This is a genomic window from Brachyspira hampsonii, from assembly GCF_002214805.1.
Classification (GTDB): Bacteria; Spirochaetota; Brachyspiria; order Brachyspirales; family Brachyspiraceae; genus Brachyspira; species Brachyspira hampsonii.
Map to the genome: position 1 here is coordinate 203,361 of NZ_CP019914.1, position 19,679 is coordinate 223,039.

Here is a 19,679-nt window from a genome sequence, read left to right on the forward strand (position 1 = left end):
CTACCCTATTCTATTTTAATTAAGCCTATTATAAATTATTTTACCATATTTTTCTATATTGTTTTTTAGCTCTTCATTGTTTATATCATTATGACTTATTACATCAAATTTTAAAAGAGTTTCTAATTCTGAAAGCTCTTCCTTCAAACGCTCGCAAAAAAGAAAATCAAAATCACCTATCACAGATAAATCTATATCCGAATTATATTTTTCTCTGTTTTCTGCCCTAGACCCAAACAGTATTATTTTTTCTATTTCTTTATGAGATTTAAAAATATTGTTCATATCATAAAGAAGTTTTTCATCTATCATATATAAAACCGCTCTTATAATTTATTTACAAAAAAGTTATTCAAATCTTCTAAAACATTTAAATAATCATTTTCTATTTTTATTATGATTTCTTTAAATCTCGCAAAATCATAAGTATGGGAAAGTAAATTCCTGCTTAGCATCATATCTATAAAAATCCCCTGTTCCTTTATTATACCCGCAGAGTATGCCTCTTTAAATACATTTCTTGCTGTAATATCTATATTATTTAAATTGCCGTTATATTCTAAATAATCTTTTAATGTTTTCCATGCAAGCTCATAGGTATATTCAAATCTTTGTATAACGCCTTCCTGCTCTAATATTGATAATTCTTCTATTTTTCTTTCTTCAAATACGCTATTTAATAATTTATAAGCCTTACTAAAATTATTAAATCTTTGTTTCCAGCGTATATTTTCATTTAATTGCATACCCTATTTCCTCTAAATTATCCTTTATGCTCTTTTCTAGTTTTCTGCTTTCTTTGAAACATTCTTCAAGCTCTTTTGTTAGTGCTTTCATCTTAGAATTAAAATCTTCTTCTTCATTACTTTCTTCTTCAAGTCCTACATATCGTCCTGTTGTTAGTATATAATCTTCTTTGGCTATTTCATCTATAGTTACACTTTTGCAGTATCCTTTTATATCTTTATATCCCTTGCCTTTCTGCCAATTATGAACAGTTTCTGCTATTGCTTCTATATCTTCATTATCCAATACCCTTTGAACTCTGCTTTCCATTCTGCCGTAATTTCTTGCATCTATAAAAAGCACATTTCCTTTCTGTTTTTTATCCTTATTCAAAAACCATAATGAAACAGGTATCTGAGTAGATATAAATAATTGAGTTGGAAGAGATATTATGCATTCTATTAAATCATCTTTTATCATATTCTCTCTTATTACTCCCTCGCCTGATGTTTGCGTAGAAAGAGAGCCGTTTGCAAGTACAACCCCAGCTTTTCCTTTTTTTGATAATTTGGATGCAATATGAGAAAGCCAAGCATAATTTGCATTCCCATTAGGAGGAATACCCAATTTCCAGCGATAATCATCTTTTAAAGCATCGCCTCCCCAATCTGACATATTAAAAGGAGGATTAGCCAATATATAATCAGCTTTTAAATCACTATGTAAATCTTCAAAAAAAGTATCAGCATTTTTTTTACCCAAATTACCGTCTATGGCATGTATAGCGATATTCATAGTGCAAAGTTTCCAAGTTGTAGGATTGCTTTCTTGTCCGTATACTGATATGCTGTTTACACTTTCAGAATGTGCCTCTAAAAACTTTGCACTTTGTACAAACATTCCTCCGCTTCCGCAGCAGGGATCATATACTCTTCCTTTATACGGTTCTAATATTTCTACTAAAAGTTTAACTATTGGCGACGGAGTATAGAACTCTCCGCCTCTCTTTCCTTCTGCAGTTGCAAATTGAGATAAAAAATATTCATACACATTTCCTAATATATCCTTTTTATTTTTATTCACTATTTTTATATTAGAAAATAAATCTATTATCTCCCCTAGCCTTCTTTTATCAAGTTCAGGACGGCTGTAATTTTTAGGCAGTATGTCTTTTAATTTTTTATTATTTTCTTCTATTTTAAGCATAGCCTCATCTATAATAGCACCTATTTCATCAGAACGGGCATGAGATGATATATAATCAAATCTTGACTCTTTAGGCAAATAGAATATATTTTTTTCTCTATATGCATCTGCATCATCTTGCATATCAAAACCTTCTTTCACAAGCTCATTATATCTTATCTCGAATTTATCAGATATATATTTTAAAAATACAAGTCCAAGTATTACATGCTTATATTCTGAAGCATCTATATTGCCTCTTAATTTGTCAGAAGCCGCCCATAGCTCTTTTTTTATATCTTTATCATCACTCATTTTATTTAAACTCTCCCTATTATAGATTAATAGATAATTATAAATATACTTAAAAAATGCAATTTTGTCAAAATATAAATTAATTATATATTTTGATACAATTAAAAATTATAATAAAAATATTTGACATAAAAAATAAAAGCATTATATTATAATACTCAGTAAAAAAATAGGATTTTATATGGCTACCATAAGAGAAATAGCTAAACTCGCAGGCGTTTCAATAGGAACTGTTGACCGGGCTTTAAATAACAGAGGACGAATTGATCCTGAAGTTGAACAGAAAATACTTGATATTGCTAAGTCATTAAATTATAAACCAGATAAAATAGCCAAATCATTAGCCATTAGAAAAAAGAAATTTAAAATAGCTGCGGTACTTAATACTTACAATAATGTATTTTTTGAAGATGTTATAAAAGGCATAGAAATTGCCGGAAAAGAAATAGAAGAGTTTGGAATGTATGTTATTATAAAACGCTGTAAAGATTTCGATGCTGACAATCAATTAGAGCTTATAGATGATGCTGTTAAAGAAGGTGCTAATGCCATGGCAATAGTTGCTATAAACGACAATAGAGTTATAAATAAAATATCAGAGCTTCATAATAATAATGTTCCTATTGTGCTTTTAAACTCTTTCATAAATAGTAATGATTGTATAGCTTATGTTGGATGCAATTATGATTTAGCAGGAGAAATAGCTGCTTCTATTTTAAATATTATATCTAATGGAAACCATATTAATTTATTAGTGTTTTCCAATAACTTCAATAAAATGCTTGGAAATAAAAAACGTGTTGATAGTTTGCAAAACCGACTTAAAACAGACTATAAAAATATTTATGTTCAGTCTGTAATAGAAATGGAAAAAGACAATAATCTTAATTTTAATAAAAGTAAAGATTATTTATTAAAATATAGTAATACAGATGTTGTTATATGTCCCGGTGCCGAAACTAGTAAATATGTTATAAATGCCATTAAAGAATTAGGGCTATACAATAAAATAAAAATAATCACTTATGACTTTTCAGATGTTGTAAAAGAAGGGCTTTTAGACAGAGGTATTATAGCTTCAATAACACAAAATCCAAAAGAACAAGGATACAGAGCAATAAAAGTTTTATTTGAATATTTACTCACAAAAACTATACCAGATAAAAGATACACATATATAGAAACGCAAGTAATATTCAGAGAAAATTTATTATAGTATTTTCTATGTTAATTATTTATTTTTAGTATATATTACCACCATTTTATAAGTTCGGTTATCTCTTCTCTGTATTCAACGAATTTAGGGTCAGCAATATTTCTTGGGTGCTGCAAATCTATATGTATTTCCTTTTTTATAGAAGTCGGCTTATTAGTCAATACTAAAACTCTTTCTCCCAAATAAACAGCTTCTTCAATATTATGAGTAATAAATATTATTGTAGTTCCTAAAGTTTTCCATATATTTAAAAGTTCATCTTCTAGTTTAAATCTTAAAGATACATCTAATTGCCCATAAGGCTCATCCATTAAAAGAAGTTCTGGTTCAACCGCAAATGCTCTAGCTATAACAACCCTTTGAAGCATACTAGCAGAAAGTTCACTCGGATAAAAATTTCTAAACTTTTCAAGCCCTACCATTTTTATAACCTTATCAGCCCTTTCATTTATTATATCCTGAGGAAGTTTTTTTATCTTTAATCCAAATTTGATATTTTCTTCTACTTTAAGCCAAGGCATAGTAGAATATTCCTGAAATATATATGCTATATCATGCTTTTTCAAATCTACATGTTCTCCGTCTATTTGTATAGCACCATAAGTGGGTTTATATAATTTTGTAAGACTATTTAAGAATGTAGTTTTACCGCATCCAGTAGGTCCTACTATGCATAAAAACTCACCTTTCATAACATTAAATGATATATCATTCAAAACCAATAAATCACCGAATTTTTTTGTAAGTCTAGAAACTTTTACTTTAACTTCTCTAGTATCATTTGTCATAAGTATATCCTTTTAATGTTATAAAGTTATATCCATATTGTCATTTATTTCATTTCTAATTTTTAAGAAATCAGGATCTGTTAATTTTCTAGGTCTTGGTAAATCTATAATATATTCTTTTTTTACAACAGTAGGACAATTTGTAAGAAGTATTATTCTATCGCCTAAATATACAGCCTCTTCAATATTATTAGTAACAAATACAACAGTTCTTTTTTCTTTCTGCCAAATTTTTTCAATTTCTTCTTCCATCATATACCTTGTTTGTGCATCCAAATGTCCGAAAGGCTCATCAAGAAGCATTACAACAGGTTCATTGCAGTAAGCCCTAGCTATACCTACCCTCTGCCTCATACCTCCTGATAATTGATTAGGATAACTATTTTCAAATCCGTTAAGCCCTACTAGATCTATATAATATTTAGCTTTTTCTCTTCTTTCTTTTTTTGCTATGCCTCTTGCTCTAGGACCGAACTCCACATTTTCAATAACAGTTAAAAATGGAAATAAAGCCGTAGTCTGATATACAACTCCTCTTTCAGGGTGCGGTGCTGTTACCTTTTTACCATTAACTACTATGTCAGAGTCTTCAGATGTTTCTAATCCTGCTATTAAATTTATTAATGTAGTTTTTCCGCATTGACCCGGTCCAAATAATACCACAAATTCATTTTCTTTAACTTCAAGACTGATATCTTTTATAACTTCTTTATATCCATGTTCACTGAAAAATACTTTATTTACATGATTCATTTTTATAATAGTTTTATTTTCCATAACACAACCTAAATTAATTTTATATTCCTGTAGAATTCCAAATAGTTAATCTTTTTTCTATATATCTCATTAAAGAAGATAATAATAAACCAACTATACCTATAGTTATCATACCAGCCAAAACCTGAGGTATATTTGCAGTATCAGATCCTCTTATTATAACCCAACCTACACCTGCAAATGAACTAACCATTTCTGCCGCTAATACACCCATCCAACTTACTGAAAATCCTACCTGCATACCATTAAATATTTGAGGTACTGAAGCTGGAAGTATAACATGCAAAAATATATCTCTGTCATTAGATCCAAGCATTTTAGCAGCACCTATTAGAGTAGGATTAACCTGCGAACTTCCTGCATAAGCGTTTAAAGTAACATTGACGAAAGTACCAATAAATATTATAAATATTTTTGGAACCTCCCCTATTCCGAACCAAAGTATAGCCATAGGTATCCAAGCTATAGGAGGTATTTGTCTGAATACTTCAAAAAATGGTCTTATTACAGCCCTTACATATTTATTTACTCCCATAGATATACCAAGTATAATTCCTGTTACAGCACCTATTGCAAAACCTGCTAATACTCTGAATATACTTATTAGTACATGCCCTAATATAGTCTGCTGTCCTATATTATGATTTATACTCCATATTAAAAATTTAAATACTTCTAATGGTTTAGGTGTAGTTATTTTTATAGGGGTATAAGTTGTTAATAATTGCCATACTATCAAAAATCCTGCTATGGATATGATTGCCCAAATAGGTTTCTCAAAATCAGATAATTTAATTCTTTTTTTATCTTTCATAAATGCCCCTTATCATCTCTTAACAAATTTTTTCTCTAAATATCCTAATCCCACTGATAGAATAGCACCTACTGCACCTATTGTGAGCATACCAACTATTATTAAATCAGCCCTGGCTAACTGTCTATTTAACTGTATCATAAATCCCAAACCTCTGCTTGCAGCAAGCATTTCAGCAGCACATAGTGAAGTCCAAGAAGCCCCCAATGATACCCTAAGTCCTGTAAATATATAAGGTAAAGCTGTAGGTATTGCAACTTCTTTAAGCATTTGTCCCCTTGAAGCTCCGAAAGTCTGAGCAACCCATAAATGTACCTGAGTAGTAGCTTTTATTCCGCTGTATGTATTAATAACACAAGGCACAAAAGCAGACATAAATACTATTGCTGATTTTGCTCCTAATCCTATACCAAACCATAATATCATCATAGGTATCCATGCTATAGTAGGTATTGGTCTTATTAGATCGAACAAAGGAGTTGCTACTAAATTAAATTTACTAAACCAAGCCATACATATTCCTAGAGGTATTCCTATAGCAGCACCTAAAAAATAACCTGTTAATGCTACTTGCAAAGATGCTAATATATGCTGGAATAATGTACCATTATCCGGTGCTTTGTTTGTAAGTTTGTAAATAAAGGATTTAAAAACTGTATAAGGACTTGGAAGAGAATATGAAGGAAATAATTTAAATACATCTGTTATTAACTGCCATATTATAAGAAATATTACAACAGATATTACAGATATAAGAAAAAATTTATTTCTATCTCTTTTTTTGTTTGCTATGACGATTTTTTCTTTTTCTTTAAGTGATGGATTAATTATTATATTCTCTTCCATTTATAAAGTCCTTTATAAGATTATAAAAATTGTTATATTAGTTTAATGCTTTATTTAATAATTCAGTATCCACATTTTTATCAACAACAGGAAGTTTATCTTCTGTAATAAGTGATTGGCTTGCAAAGAAGTCAGCTGTTACTCTTACAGAATCCCCTATTTTTATATTTTTAATTTCTTCTGTAGTAACAAAAGGACGAGTAGCTACTTCAGACTGACATGCTTCTATAGTAGAGCTTGATCCATTTTTTGTATACCAATTTAATAATTCTTCTGCTGCCATATTAGTATCTGCCTGCAAAGCATCGCATGCTTCTAAGAATGCTTTAATATATAAAACTATAGTATCTTTTTTATTATTAAATGCTTCATCTGATACTATTATTGAGTCAAACTGAGGTATATTTAATGTAGTTAAACTTGAAACTATTTTCATTCCGTCAGCTTCAGCAGAAAAAGAAGTAGGAGGATTTAAAGCTGCAGCATCTATTTTTTTTGCTTTTAAAGCCTGATATGCCTGAGGGAATTCCATATGAACTATATTAACTGTATTAGGATCAACATTTATAGCTCTTAGCCAATGTATAACATTCAAATGTGATATTGTTCCAGTAGGTACAGCTATAGTTTTTCCTTTTAGTGTAGCAGCATCTCCGTAAACTTCTGGAAAGTCTTTATTAACACCTTTTACAGTTAAAATATCAGAGTCTGGATTAACTAATACTTCTATTCCGCCTTCAGAGTGTCCTATATCAGCAACAACATGAGCATTATAATTAGCTAAAGAATAAACAGAAGCAGCACTTAAAGTACCAACTTCCCATAAGCCGGCACCTAATGCTTCGTTCATAGGTCCGCCTGATGGAAAATATACAGTTTCAATTTTAAAACCATATTTTTCATCTAATTTATTATTTATCATATACTCAATAGGTACAGAGTTTAAAAACGGCATTACAGCCACTTTCAATGTTTTGGCATCATTAGAAGATGATGAGCCTTTATTAGCACATGAAGCTAATAAAAATAAACATGTAATTAAAACTAATGAAGTAATAATTTTCACTGTTCTTTTCATTTTATATCTCCTTAAAATTGTTAATTTATTATAAATAAAATAATTACCAACTAGCATATCTTTTATTTAGAGGATCACTGCATTCTATCATCTTATGACACATTTCTAATAATAGTTTATTTTTTATCTCATCATACTCCTTATTAAAAAATAAATTATTCTCCTCATTAGGATCTTTTTCCAAATCATAAAACTCACCATACTCTTCATCTAAAAATATTGAAAGTTTATATTGTTTAGTTCTATATGTCTTTATAAATATGCCTCTATCATGGGCATCATAAGTAATTACTGCTCCCTTTTTATATGTTTTATTTTTATCTTTTCCAGTCAAAATATTCTTTAAACTATGTCCCTGTATTCCATAAGGTATTTCTTTTCCTAACATATCTAATATTGTTGGAACTATATCAACATTTTCTATTATTTCATCGCTTCTATTTTTTACTATGCCTTTACCATAAAATAATAAAGGAGTTTTTATGAGACAGTCATACATAAAAGGACCTTTTCTTAAAAGTCCGTAATCCCCTAAATATTCTCCATGATCGCTCGTAAATACTATTATTGTATTATCCCATTCATTTTTTTCTTTTAACTTTTCTATAATTCTTCCTATTTGCGAATCTATAAAACTTATCATAGCGTAGTAAAGTCTTTTTATCTCTTTTATCTCTTCTTCACTATAATCATGTTCTTCACCGCCGCCAGGCCAATAACCTCTGTCTCCTTGCTTAGTTAAATATTCTGGTCTTCTGCTATCTAATTTTAATTTACTGTTAAGCTCTTTAGGATTAATATCTTTATAAATATCATAATATTTTTTTATTGGATCAAAAGGATGATGAGGATCAACAAAACTTACCCACATAAATAATGGATTATCAAAATTATAATTCTCTATCTCATCTATAGCTTTCTGGGCTGTCCAATAAGTTTGATGAAATTCTTCAGGTATAGGATTAACTCCATCATATCCTTTACCTGTTTCTAAATTGCATCCATGGCTATTGGCAAAATCTAAATACTCACCTTGTTTATCATCTTCTGTTATATGTGTTATATCAAATCCATAATATGTTTTATCTCTTTCTCTTACTCTATCTCTTTTTGCTACATCTTCAAATTCCCAATTAAGATTTTTTAACTGAGGTCTGAAATGCATTTTACCTGAAGCTACATTAAAATAGTTTTCTTCTTTCAAATAATCAGCCAAAGTTTTTTCATCTTCATTTAATTCTGTACCTATATTCCAAGCCCCTATATTCATTGGATATCTTCCTGTAAAAATAGATGCCCTTGAAGGAGTACATACAGGACTTGTACAAAAAGAATTTATAAATACGGTTCCATTTTCAGCTAATTCATTTAATACCGGTGTCTTTACTTCATCATTTACATATTCTATAGAATCGGCTCTCATTTGATCAGCTGTTATTAATATAATATTTGTTTTTTTATTATCCATTTTTTAATCTCTTTTATTTTTTGCGTGTACTGTAACATTTTATATTTATAGTATAGTAAATAAATAATACATTGTCAATTTTTTTATTAATTATTTTTTATTTTATTATTTGTATTGAATAAATTTTAATACAAATTGATAATATTATTATAATAGCCTATATTCACAGCAATATAACTATAAATATAGGCTGCTCAAATCAATTAATTTTATTATTTATATCACTCTTTTACAGCTCCTCCCATAAGTCCTGATATAAAGTACTTACTTGAGAATAGGAAAGCTACCAAAACAGGAAGTACTGCAAAAATTGCACCAACCATAATTTGCCCGTAATCTATACGAGTATCACCTTTTAATACAGAAAGTGCCACAGGCAATGTATACATATTTTCTGTATTCAAAATTATTAAAGGCCAAGTGAAATTACTCCATTGTCCCATAAAAATATATATTCCTAAAGCTGCAAGAGAAGGTATCATTAAAGGCATGATAATTTTAGCAAAAATATATATTTCACTTGCTCCGTCTAATCTTGCAGCTTCTATCAAAGCATCTGGTATACTAACAAAATTCTGCCTCATCAAAAATACACCAAATGCTCCGGCTAAACCAGGCAATATAAGTGCAATATGTGTATTTTGTAGATTAACAAATGTCATCATTCTATATAAAGGTATTAATCTGCTGTAAACAGGTATCATCATAGAAAGAAGCACGCAAGTAAATAAAAAATTCTTGCCTTTAAAATCAAATTTAGCAAATGCATATCCTGATAATGAACATAAAAGAAGATTAATAACTGTAAATATTATTGATACTTTTAAAGAATTAAATAATGCTGTCCATATAGGAATTCTATTGCTAAGAGATTTCAAATTTTCAAAGAAATAATCTCCAAAAAATATCGGAGGAGTATTCATAAATATTTCTCCTGAACTTTTTGTTGCTGCTACAAACATAAAGTAAATAGGATATATACTGAAAAAAGCTCCTATTGATAATAATACATATAATAATATTGTGATTATTTTATTTTTTTTACTAGTTCTCATGATTTTTTATCTCCTAATTTCAACTGCAAGAAAGTTAAAGTTCCAACTATAATCAATATTAGAACTGATATCGTAGCGGCATAAGTCATATTTAATGAAACAAATGCCTGATTATATATATAAAGCCCCAAGGTCATTGTACCATTATTAGGTCCTCCATTTGTAAGAAGGAAAGGCTCTTCAAATAAATTCAATGTACCTATTGTAGACATTATAGTAGTAAATAAAATTATAGGTTTTAAAGAAGGCAATGTAACATATAAAAATTTCTGCCAAGAATTAGCTCCGTCTATAGTTGCTGCTTCATAATAATCTTCCGGTATATTCTGCATAGCAGCAAGGAATAAAATCATATTATAACCAGTCCAACGCCAAGAAACTGCTATTACTATAAGAAGTTTTGCCGGTATAGTTTGTTTAAGCCAAGGTATAGCTTCTATTCCAAATTTAGATAGTACAAAATTGATTACTCCTCTATCCTGAAATATAAGTAAAAATATCATACTGTAGGCAACAGCATCAACTAAAACTGGTATAAAATAAGATGCTTCAAAAAAAGATTTTAATTTCTTTACACCTCTATGAATAATACTTCCCAATAATGTAGAAGTAATGAGCATTATAGGAAGTCTTATTATATAAAATATAAAAGAGTTAACTATAGCTGCCCTAAATATATTATCACCAAAAAGTCTTTGATAATTTTTTATTCCATTAAATAAAAACTCTCCTCTTCTCTGCGTCATAAAACTCAATACAATTGTTTCAATAAAAGGCCAAAAATTGAATAATATTAAAGTAATAATAACAGGAATTGATAAATAGAATCCGAATCTTCTTGAATATTTCTTCATTATTCCTCCGTCAGCATTTAAGTATATTAGAATTAAGTTTATTTCATAATGTATAATACAAGATAATAAAATACAATTTAAAAAATAATTTTTACATATTAATATAAAATTTTACAAAAAATATATTTAATTAATAAAATGCATTTAATTAAAAAATTAAACAGTTAGTTCACATATATACAAAGTAAACTAACTGTTATAAAACTATTATAAACAATTAGTTTATTTAGCCATTTCTACGCCTGTACTATTTTTCAACTGTTCAGCAGTATTTTGAAGTGTTTTTTCTACATCTGCTTTATCATTGATTATAGTTTGATAGGCTGATTCCATAAGTGTTTGTGCCTCTGGGAATGATTCTGTATATTTAGCTGATAAAGGCATTTGGTTTACTAATTCACCTAATAACTCATTAAAACCTTTTCCAAAATAAGGGTCTTCTTCTAAGAATTTAGCATCTTCATAAGTAGGTAAATATGTAGGTATTAAACCATATTGTTTATATGCTATTAATTGACCGTCTATTGTCATCATAGCATTTTTAACAAATTCTACAGCAGCTGTTTGTTTTACAGGATCTCCTACATTTACAATTCCGCCTGAAGCTCCGCCCCATATAGAAGTTCTTTTCTGTCCTTCTGCTAATACAGGTAAGTAAGTAACCTGCCATTTACCTTTCATTTCTGGTGCCTGATCTTTTAAAGTGCCACCCCACCATATTCCATAAGGTATACTTGCTATATCATCTGTTTTTGAGGCTCTTATAGTACCTGTCCAATCTGTTGTATCAAAAGTTATGCCTTCATTAACCAATCTCTGCATCATTTTTGCAGCTTCTATTCCTTCCTTTGAATATATTGCTATTTTTCCATCTTGATCAAAATAGTCTCTGTCTTGCTGAAGCATCATAGCTCTTATGAAGGAAGAAAAACCTGTAGTATATGAAAAGCCTACCATCTTAGTATTAGGCAATGCTGCCTGTAATTTCTTACCTGCTTCTATAAAATCTTCCCAAGTTACTATACTATTAACATCAATACCTGCTTTTTCAAATAAATCTGCTCTATAAAATAAAGCTGCAGGTGCTATTCCAAACGGCATTGTAACTTGTTTGCCTGTAGAATCAAAACTTGTAGATATTTTTGAAGCAACTACAACATTACTCCAATTATCAGGCATTTGATCTTTTAAATCTAAAAAATATTCATGATATTGTTCTGTAATAAGAGGAGTATCAATATCTTCCATTTGTACAACATTAGGAAGCTCACCATTACCACCTAGACTAACAAATAATTTTTGTTTCAAAGCTGGGGGACCTCCAAACTCAGTAACATTAACTTTAATTTTTGGGTATTTAGCATTAAAAGAAGAAATAGTATCTTTCAAATGATTGGCGGCAACATTCCAAGCCCATACTTCTATAGTAGTTTCTGTATCCGGAGTTATTTCTGTCCAAGCATCAGCATTGGTATTAGATGTCTTTTTAGAGCATGAAATAATAGCCAAAATACTAAATACAATGGCAAGTATTTTTTTTAACATGATTAAGTTCTCCTTTTTCCAATTAAATATCAAATTTATTTATAAAAAATAATTTGTATCTCTGCTAACTAGCAGTTAGTTTATTATTTATAAACTAACTGCTATAACATAATTTTATTTTGCTATTTCTATACCTGTAGAATTATTCAATTCTTTAGCAACATTTTCCATAGTTTTTGCAGGATCCGCATTATTATTAACTAAATCCTGATAAGCTGATTCCATTAAAGTTTGTGCATCTGGAAATGCTTCTGTATATTTTGCTACCAAAGGCATTTCTTTACTTAATTGAGGTATTAATTCATTGAAACCTTTACCAAAATAAGGATCTTCTTCATAGAATTCTTCTTCTTCATAAACAGGTGTATATGCTGGTAATAATCCGTATTTTTTGAAAGCTATCATTTGATTTTCTACACTCAATATAGCATTTTTAGCAAATTCTAAAGTAGCTGTCTGTTTTACAGGATCTCCGCAATTTATTATACTGCCTGAAGCCCCGCCCCATATAGAAGTTCTTTTCTGTCCTTCAACTAATACAGGTAGGAAAGTAGCTTTCCATTTTCCTTTCATTTCTGGTGCTTGATCTTTTAAAGTACCTCCCCACCATATTCCATAAGGAATAGTAGCTATATCATCTGTTTTTGAGGCTCTTATAGTTCCTGTCCAATCTGTTGTATCAAAAGCTATACCTTCATTTACAAATCTCTGTATTAATTTAGCTCCTTCTATACCAGCTTCTGAAGCAATAGCTATTTTTCCGTCTTTAGAAAAATAATCTGTACCTAGCTGAAGCATAGTAGCTCTTATAAGAGATGAAAATCCTACAGTATAAGGGAAACCTATCATCTTAGTATTAGGCAAAGCAGCCTGAAGTTTTTTTCCTGCCTCTATAAAGTCGTCCCAAGTTACTATACTATTAATATCTATACCAGCTTTTTCAAATAAATCTGCTCTATAAAATAATACAGCAGGAGCTATTCCCCAAGGCATAACTACTTGCTTACCTGTAGAATCAAAACTTGTAGATATTTTTGAAGGTTCTACAACATTGCTCCAATTATCAGGCATTTGATCTTTCAAATCTAAAAAGTATTGATGATATTGTTCAGTTATCAATGCTATATCAGGATCCTCTATTTGTACATAGTTAGGCAACTCAGAATTTCCGCCTAAAGTAACAAATAATTTTTGTTTTAAAGCTGGAGGACCTCCAAACTCAGTAACATTAACTTTAATTTTTGGATATTTAGCATTAAAAGAAGAAATAGTATCTTCTAAATGATTAGCCCCTATATTCCAAGCCCATACTTCTATGGTAGTTTCTGTATCCGGAGTTATTTCTGTCCAAGCATCAGCATTGGTATTAGATGTCTTTTTAGAGCATGAAATAATAGCCAAAATACTGAATACAATAACAAGTATTTTTTTTAACATAATCATATTCTCCTTTTTTTATTAATATATTTTATAAAATAAGCTAAATATCAGTTTCATTAGTAAAATATAATAACTATAATATTATAGTATATACATAAAATGATTAAAGTCAAAAAAATATTTTACAGCATTAATACGGAATTTAATTTTGATGAGTTTTTATTTCTTTATGTTATAATGAATTCTATATAATTTAGAAATTTATATGAGACTAAGAAGAAATAGAAAAAATCTAATATGCAATTAATTTTAATAATACTAAATTATAAAAAAATTAGAACAATTATTAATATTATAAAATAATTGTTCTAAAACTATAAAAATGATATTTTACTAATAAAATTAATCTATTTTAACATCCAATTTTTCTATATTTTTAATTTTTTCTTTTATAATATCCTCTAATTTAATTTTAATATCCTTGTAACTTTCATCATTAACAACATTATTTAATTGATACGGATCTTTTTTTAAATCATATAATGAGTAACTTTTATATGTTAAACTATCTTTATCTTTAAGCGGATTTTTATCAGGATCATATATACAATATGAATAGTCTTCTGTTCTGATAGCTCTTCCAACAAAACTTTCACTTATTTGTAAAAATACTATATTTTTATAATTTTTATCATCTATAATATCCTGTATAGATATTTCATCCATATCCTGATATTTTATACCAGCCATTTTTAGTAAAGTAGGAGGAAGATTTATTAAACTAACAAATTTCTCTTCTCTTTTTCCTGTATTAAATTCTCCTCCTTTTATAATAAGAGGTATATGTATTGCAGCATCTTCAGAAGTTCTTTTATAATCATCTTGTCCGTTTTTAGGCATATTTTTATTTCTAGTTCTAAAGTGAGAACCATGATCACTTGTATATACTATATAAGTATTATCCCAAATATTTAATTTTTCTAATTTTTCTCTTATTCTTCCAAAATTATAATCTATAGAATGACAAGCACCTAAATAATCAGCATAATTTTCTTTAGCATCTCCGCATCCAAGTGATTCAATATCTTTAGGAAGTTCAAAATTTGAAAATTTTTCTTTAGAATATTCAGGTCCTTCATATCTTCTTTTATCATTCTGATGATGAGGTTCTAAATATGAAATGAATAAAAAGAATGGTTTATCTTTTTCTCTATTATCTAAAAAATCAATGGCATAATCAGTAACAGCATCAACTCTATATTTATTGAATTCTACTTTTTTCATATCTTTATCAAATAAATACCCTCCAAATCCATGAGAGGTTAATTCTAGTGCATCTGAAACTACCCAATAGTCTTTATATCCTCCCCTTCTATTTTCCGGTATAGGATTATATATATAATCTTCACTAGATCCATCATTTCCTATACCTGTTGAAGCTAAATGCCATTTACCGACATAAGCAGTTTGATAACCGTTATCTGAAAAATATGATGCTATTGTTTTTATATTTTCATTTAACGGAATAGCATTGACAAATACATCTGTTTTTGTAGAATATAGCCCTGTTTGTAATGATGCCCTTGCAGGTCCGCATACAGGCTGACAAGTAAATGCATTATCAAATATTGTAGATTCCTTACCCAATCTATCTAAATTTGGTGTGGTATCTAATTTTTGACCATAAATTCCCATTGTATCCCATCTTTGCTGATCTGAAAAAATAAATATTATATTTTTATTCATAAAAATTCCTGATAATTTATTATTTTATTTCTACTTATATTATATTATAATAAAACATTTAATTGTCAATATTATTATTTTTTATTTTATAAAATAATAATTAGGCCGCTATTTATTAAACAGCAGCCTAATTTTATGAAATATTTAATTAATATTTATTCTTTAGATTTAGCTTTCATAACTTCTTCAGGTGTTAATACTTTATCTATATAAATTTTATTATATTTGAAATAATCAAAGCTAAACATTTCGCTTTTTGATAAAGATGATGCAGAAGAAGAAATATTTATTGCATTAATCCATATAACATCATTAGGATTAACTTCCCCTAAACTACTAACAGAATTAAAATTACCATTCCATGCTAAATAAATATTATTTTGAGAATCCAAAACTTCTGTTTTAACTTCCTGATTATTCAAATCATATTCATCAGCATCATAAATAATGAATCCTCCAGGTGCCAAAGGCAATCCTTTACTAGGATCTGATAAAGAATTAACAAATGTATCAAATGGGATATTTTGAACTTTAACATCTGTAAGATTATCTTTATATATATCTTTTATCCAAGAAATAAATATCTCCTCTACACTATTACCAATATTTAAACTTTGAACAGAATTAACCAATCTAGTTTTTGAGTCTAATGAAGGACTTGAATGTGCTATGGCTCTAATAGCTTCTTTACCGCCTATATGGTTAATCCATCTCATAAATACTGACGAAGAACAATAACTAAAATAAAGAGAATTAATAGAACTTTTTTCAGTATTTATATTCCCAATAATTTCATTAATCTTCCAAGAAAAAAAAGAATAATAAGGAAATCTATTAAAAAATCTTATTCTAGAATCGGCTGTCAAAGGTTCAAATAAAACAGATGTTGATTCTGAAAGTGACTCGTTCAGCCATAAATCCATTTCATTTCCTGAATTTATTAAATTTACGCTAGCATTAATTAAATGCTGAAATTCATGTAACATTGTACCAACTACGGCATCAGGATTATTTATACCATTAATATTTATATACATATACTTACCTTTATTAACAGTTGCCTCGTAGTCAAATAAATCGGCTCCATAAAAAAAACCTGCAAAATCTCCAGGCTCTGAATTAGGATAAAAATTATATATCAAGAATACCATTTTATCATCATTAATACTTGGAAAAGATATTGGTTCACCATATATTCTTATTTCCTCATCATAATTTGCTTCAAATTTAGTAAATAATTTCTTTACATTATTCATATCAAATGATTGACCATTTTGAATATAAATTATAGCATTATCCGATTCAGCAATTTTTTTAAACTCTGTATTAATACTATAAAGATCAGCACCTATAAAAACAATAGCATTAAATTTACTTATTTCTGCATTGTTAGGATCATAATAAGTTATACCATCAATACTCTCTGACGGATTTAAAACTTTGTTACTGCATGAGACTATAAATGTCATAGCAATAGTTAAATAGATAAATAGTAGTTTCTTCATTTTAATTATACCTAAAATAATATTTTTTTAATGAAAATAATTAATAAAATATATTTGCTTAGAATTATAATATATATTTACTAAAACTCAATAATATTAATACAAATAGTTAAAAATTCTCTAGTTTAGTATTAAAATTTCGATACTAATAATACTATATAATGGAATATTTTAAACTGAATAAAAAAGGCAATACCAAAATGAAAGGCAAACGCATAATAATAATAGGTGCTGGCTTATTGCAAGTACCTGCAATACAAATAGCTCAGGAAATGGGACTTTACACAATAGTATTTGATTATAATAAAGATGCACATGGAATGAAAATAGCTGATTATCCTATGGTAGTTTCTACTAGAGATGTTGATGGAAGCGTAAGAGCGGCAAGAGATTTAAGTCAGAAAATGGAAATACATGGAGTTATAACTGTAGGTACTGATGCTTCTTCTACTGTTGCGGCAGTTGCCAACGCTTTAGGACTTCCGGGAAATAGATTTGAAGATGCTTATGCTGCATCAAATAAAATAAGAATGCGTGAAAGATTCAAAAAGAACAATGTACCTCAGCCGAATTTCTTTCCTGTATGGAATTATGAAGAGGCTATGGAAGCATATAAGCATTTAAATACTCCTGTTGTTGTTAAGCCTGCTGATAATATGGGGGCTCGCGGTGTAATGAAAGTATCAAGTGAAAGCGATATATTAGCGGCATTTAACAGAGCTAAAAGTGCTTCGCCTTCTGGGGAAGTAATAATAGAAGAGTTTATGGACGGTCCGGAACTATCTATTGATATGCTTATATATAATGATGAGATATATGTTACAGGAGTTGCTGACAGAATAATAGAGTTTCCTCCATTTTTCATAGAAACAGGTCATATTATGCCTTCTGCATTAGAAAAAGAAAAGATAGATGATGCCATAAATGTAATGAAAGCTGGTATAAAAGCGTTGAATCTCAAAATAGGAGCTGCTAAAGGAGATATAAAAGTAACAAAAAATGGTGCTATGGTAGGAGAAATTGCAGCAAGATTATCCGGCGGATTTATGAGTGCCTATACCTACCCTCTTTCTACAGGTGTTAATCTAATAAAAAATGCAATAGAAATAGCATTAGGAAATCCTCCAAGCGATTTAAAACCCAAATGGGATAAAGTTTCCGTTGAAAAAGCATTTCTTCCGGGTACAGGAATAATAGAATCTATTGAAGGGGTTGAAAATGCTAAAAAAATAGAAGGTGTTAAAGAAGTATTTATAAAAACAAAAACAGGCGATATATTAGTAACACCTACAAATAACTTGGAAAAAGCAGGTAATGTTATAACTGTAGGGAAAACAAGAGATGAGGCTGTAGCAATAGCAAATAAGGCTATAAATGCTGTCCATTTCAAACTTACAGATGAAAAAAGTATAACAGTAGAAGAAATAAAAAGAATAGCCCAGGAAAAATTAGCATCAAAACATAATGCAAATTACCTATTCAAAGATAGTATAGATGAAAAAACAGGACTTTCAAATTATTCTTTTAATCCAAGTATTATACATGAAGAAAAAGAAGTAAAATTAGAAACAACATTATTTAATACTCATGTTTCTCATCCTGTCATTATAGATACCATACATAATTTAACAGAAGTAATAGACGGCATAATGGATATAAGAGAATATTATGAAACTATAATGGATAGTGCTTCTAACTGCGAAGTATTGGCTATATTAAATGATTTTAATAATGAAGAACTATTTGAATTATCTGTAAAAACTGTAAAAGATAAAAAAAGAGGTATTATTATGATTGACGGTAATAATACCCAAGATGTTTTACTTCAAAGATTAAGAGAATCTGAAAAGAATGGTGCTTGTGCTGTTGGAATAGATTTCTCATATTGTTATAATATTAATTCCAATAATAAGATACATATAAGAAGCGAAAAAGAATTGTCCAAACTAATAAAAGAAATAGATATACCTGTAATAATTAAAGGGATATCTAATGAAAATGATATACATAATATTAATTCAGCACATGCAAATGCTGTATATTTTTCAAATAATAATAGGTATGCATTAAAAGGTATGGAAAAAGTTGCCGATACTATTAATAGAGTAACATGTAATTTGCATAATAGTCATAAAATGCAGTTATTATGGCTTGCTGAATCTCCTAGATATGGGGCTGATGTATTTAAATATTTTATGTTAGGAGCTAATGCAGTTTCTATAACAGAAGAAAGTTTTATTGCTGCTATAAGTAAAGGCAGAAAAGGACTTGAATATGCTATCTATTCTAATAAAATAGAATTAGAAAAAATGATGAAAGTATTCGGTCAGCCTAAACTTAAATTTAATAATGCAATATGGCGAAAAAATTAGGAACTATTT

At 28.8% G+C, this 19,679-nt stretch carries 17 protein-coding genes; 2 read left to right on the forward strand and 15 right to left on the reverse strand.

Features of this window, described 5'->3' with window-relative positions; all coding sequences use genetic code 11:
- Window positions 1-15 precede the first annotated feature (15 nt).
- Genes BHAMNSH16_RS00740 through BHAMNSH16_RS00750 form a run of 3 tightly spaced genes read right to left on the reverse strand, consistent with a single transcriptional unit; the run spans window position 16 to window position 2,226 of the window.
- Window positions 16-312 (reverse strand): nucleotidyltransferase domain-containing protein, encoded by a 297-nt coding sequence (locus BHAMNSH16_RS00740; protein ID WP_008726761.1) that lies wholly within the window; start codon window positions 310-312, stop codon window positions 16-18.
- Window positions 313-326: 14 nt separating this feature from the next.
- Window positions 327-746, reverse strand: a complete 420-nt coding sequence (locus BHAMNSH16_RS00745; protein ID WP_008726762.1) for a nucleotidyltransferase substrate binding protein — start codon at window positions 744-746, stop codon at window positions 327-329.
- Window positions 733-2,226 carry a type I restriction-modification system subunit M gene (locus BHAMNSH16_RS00750; protein WP_008726763.1) on the reverse strand — a complete coding sequence of 498 codons (1,494 nt, stop codon included), beginning with the start codon at window positions 2,224-2,226 and terminating at the stop codon, window positions 733-735. The genes BHAMNSH16_RS00745 and BHAMNSH16_RS00750 overlap by 14 nt, the downstream gene beginning before the upstream one ends.
- 181 nt (window positions 2,227-2,407) lie before the next feature.
- Between BHAMNSH16_RS00750 and BHAMNSH16_RS00755 the strand changes: the two genes are divergently transcribed.
- Window positions 2,408-3,442, forward strand: a complete 1,035-nt coding sequence (locus BHAMNSH16_RS00755) for a LacI family DNA-binding transcriptional regulator (protein ID WP_008726765.1) — start codon at window positions 2,408-2,410, stop codon at window positions 3,440-3,442.
- A gap of 35 nt (window positions 3,443-3,477) precedes the next feature.
- Here the strand turns inward: BHAMNSH16_RS00755 and BHAMNSH16_RS00760 are convergent, their stop codons facing one another.
- The 12 genes from BHAMNSH16_RS00760 to BHAMNSH16_RS00815 all read right to left on the reverse strand — a co-directional run bounded on the left by BHAMNSH16_RS00760 (window position 3,478) and on the right by BHAMNSH16_RS00815 (window position 17,298).
- Entirely contained in the window at window positions 3,478-4,230 is a 753-nt protein-coding gene (locus BHAMNSH16_RS00760) for an ABC transporter ATP-binding protein (RefSeq protein WP_008726766.1), read from the reverse strand.
- Between the two features lie 18 nt (window positions 4,231-4,248).
- On the reverse strand, window positions 4,249-5,007 hold the full coding sequence (locus BHAMNSH16_RS00765) for an ABC transporter ATP-binding protein (protein ID WP_008726768.1): 759 nt from the start codon (window positions 5,005-5,007) through the stop codon (window positions 4,249-4,251).
- Between the two features lie 19 nt (window positions 5,008-5,026).
- On the reverse strand, window positions 5,027-5,821 hold the full coding sequence (locus BHAMNSH16_RS00770) for an ABC transporter permease (protein ID WP_008726769.1): 795 nt from the start codon (window positions 5,819-5,821) through the stop codon (window positions 5,027-5,029).
- A gap of 12 nt (window positions 5,822-5,833) precedes the next feature.
- The gene (locus tag BHAMNSH16_RS00775) at window positions 5,834-6,667 is read right to left on the reverse strand and encodes an ABC transporter permease (RefSeq protein ID WP_008726770.1); all 834 of its coding nucleotides are present in this window, start codon (window positions 6,665-6,667) and stop codon (window positions 5,834-5,836) included.
- 37 nt (window positions 6,668-6,704) lie between these two features.
- Window positions 6,705-7,745 carry an ABC transporter substrate-binding protein gene (locus tag BHAMNSH16_RS00780; RefSeq protein ID WP_008726771.1) on the reverse strand — a complete coding sequence of 347 codons (1,041 nt, stop codon included), beginning with the start codon at window positions 7,743-7,745 and terminating at the stop codon, window positions 6,705-6,707.
- Between the two features lie 43 nt (window positions 7,746-7,788).
- Window positions 7,789-9,213, reverse strand: coding sequence for a sulfatase family protein (locus BHAMNSH16_RS00785; protein WP_008726772.1), 1,425 nt, complete (start codon window positions 9,211-9,213; stop codon window positions 7,789-7,791).
- A gap of 221 nt (window positions 9,214-9,434) precedes the next feature.
- Complete coding sequence (locus BHAMNSH16_RS00790) at window positions 9,435-10,268, reverse strand: carbohydrate ABC transporter permease (protein WP_008726773.1); 834 nt, start codon at window positions 10,266-10,268, stop codon at window positions 9,435-9,437.
- Window positions 10,265-11,122 (reverse strand): carbohydrate ABC transporter permease, encoded by an 858-nt coding sequence (locus BHAMNSH16_RS00795; protein ID WP_008726775.1) that lies wholly within the window; start codon window positions 11,120-11,122, stop codon window positions 10,265-10,267. The genes BHAMNSH16_RS00790 and BHAMNSH16_RS00795 overlap by 4 nt, the downstream gene beginning before the upstream one ends.
- Before the next feature lie 222 nt (window positions 11,123-11,344).
- Window positions 11,345-12,667, reverse strand: coding sequence for an extracellular solute-binding protein (locus tag BHAMNSH16_RS00800; RefSeq protein ID WP_008726776.1), 1,323 nt, complete (start codon window positions 12,665-12,667; stop codon window positions 11,345-11,347).
- A 114-nt stretch (window positions 12,668-12,781) separates the two neighbouring features.
- A complete protein-coding gene (locus BHAMNSH16_RS00805) occupies window positions 12,782-14,104 on the reverse strand; it encodes an ABC transporter substrate-binding protein (RefSeq protein WP_008726777.1) in 1,323 nt (440 codons plus the stop codon).
- Window positions 14,105-14,449: 345 nt separating this feature from the next.
- A complete protein-coding gene (locus tag BHAMNSH16_RS00810) occupies window positions 14,450-15,793 on the reverse strand; it encodes a sulfatase family protein (RefSeq protein WP_069732189.1) in 1,344 nt (447 codons plus the stop codon).
- Between the two features lie 155 nt (window positions 15,794-15,948).
- Complete coding sequence (locus BHAMNSH16_RS00815) at window positions 15,949-17,298, reverse strand: hypothetical protein (RefSeq protein WP_008731723.1); 1,350 nt, start codon at window positions 17,296-17,298, stop codon at window positions 15,949-15,951.
- Between the two features lie 200 nt (window positions 17,299-17,498).
- Between BHAMNSH16_RS00815 and BHAMNSH16_RS00820 the strand changes: the two genes are divergently transcribed.
- Window positions 17,499-19,670, forward strand: a complete 2,172-nt coding sequence (locus tag BHAMNSH16_RS00820) for an alpha-hydroxy-acid oxidizing protein (protein WP_008731721.1) — start codon at window positions 17,499-17,501, stop codon at window positions 19,668-19,670.
- Window positions 19,671-19,679 lie beyond the last annotated feature (9 nt).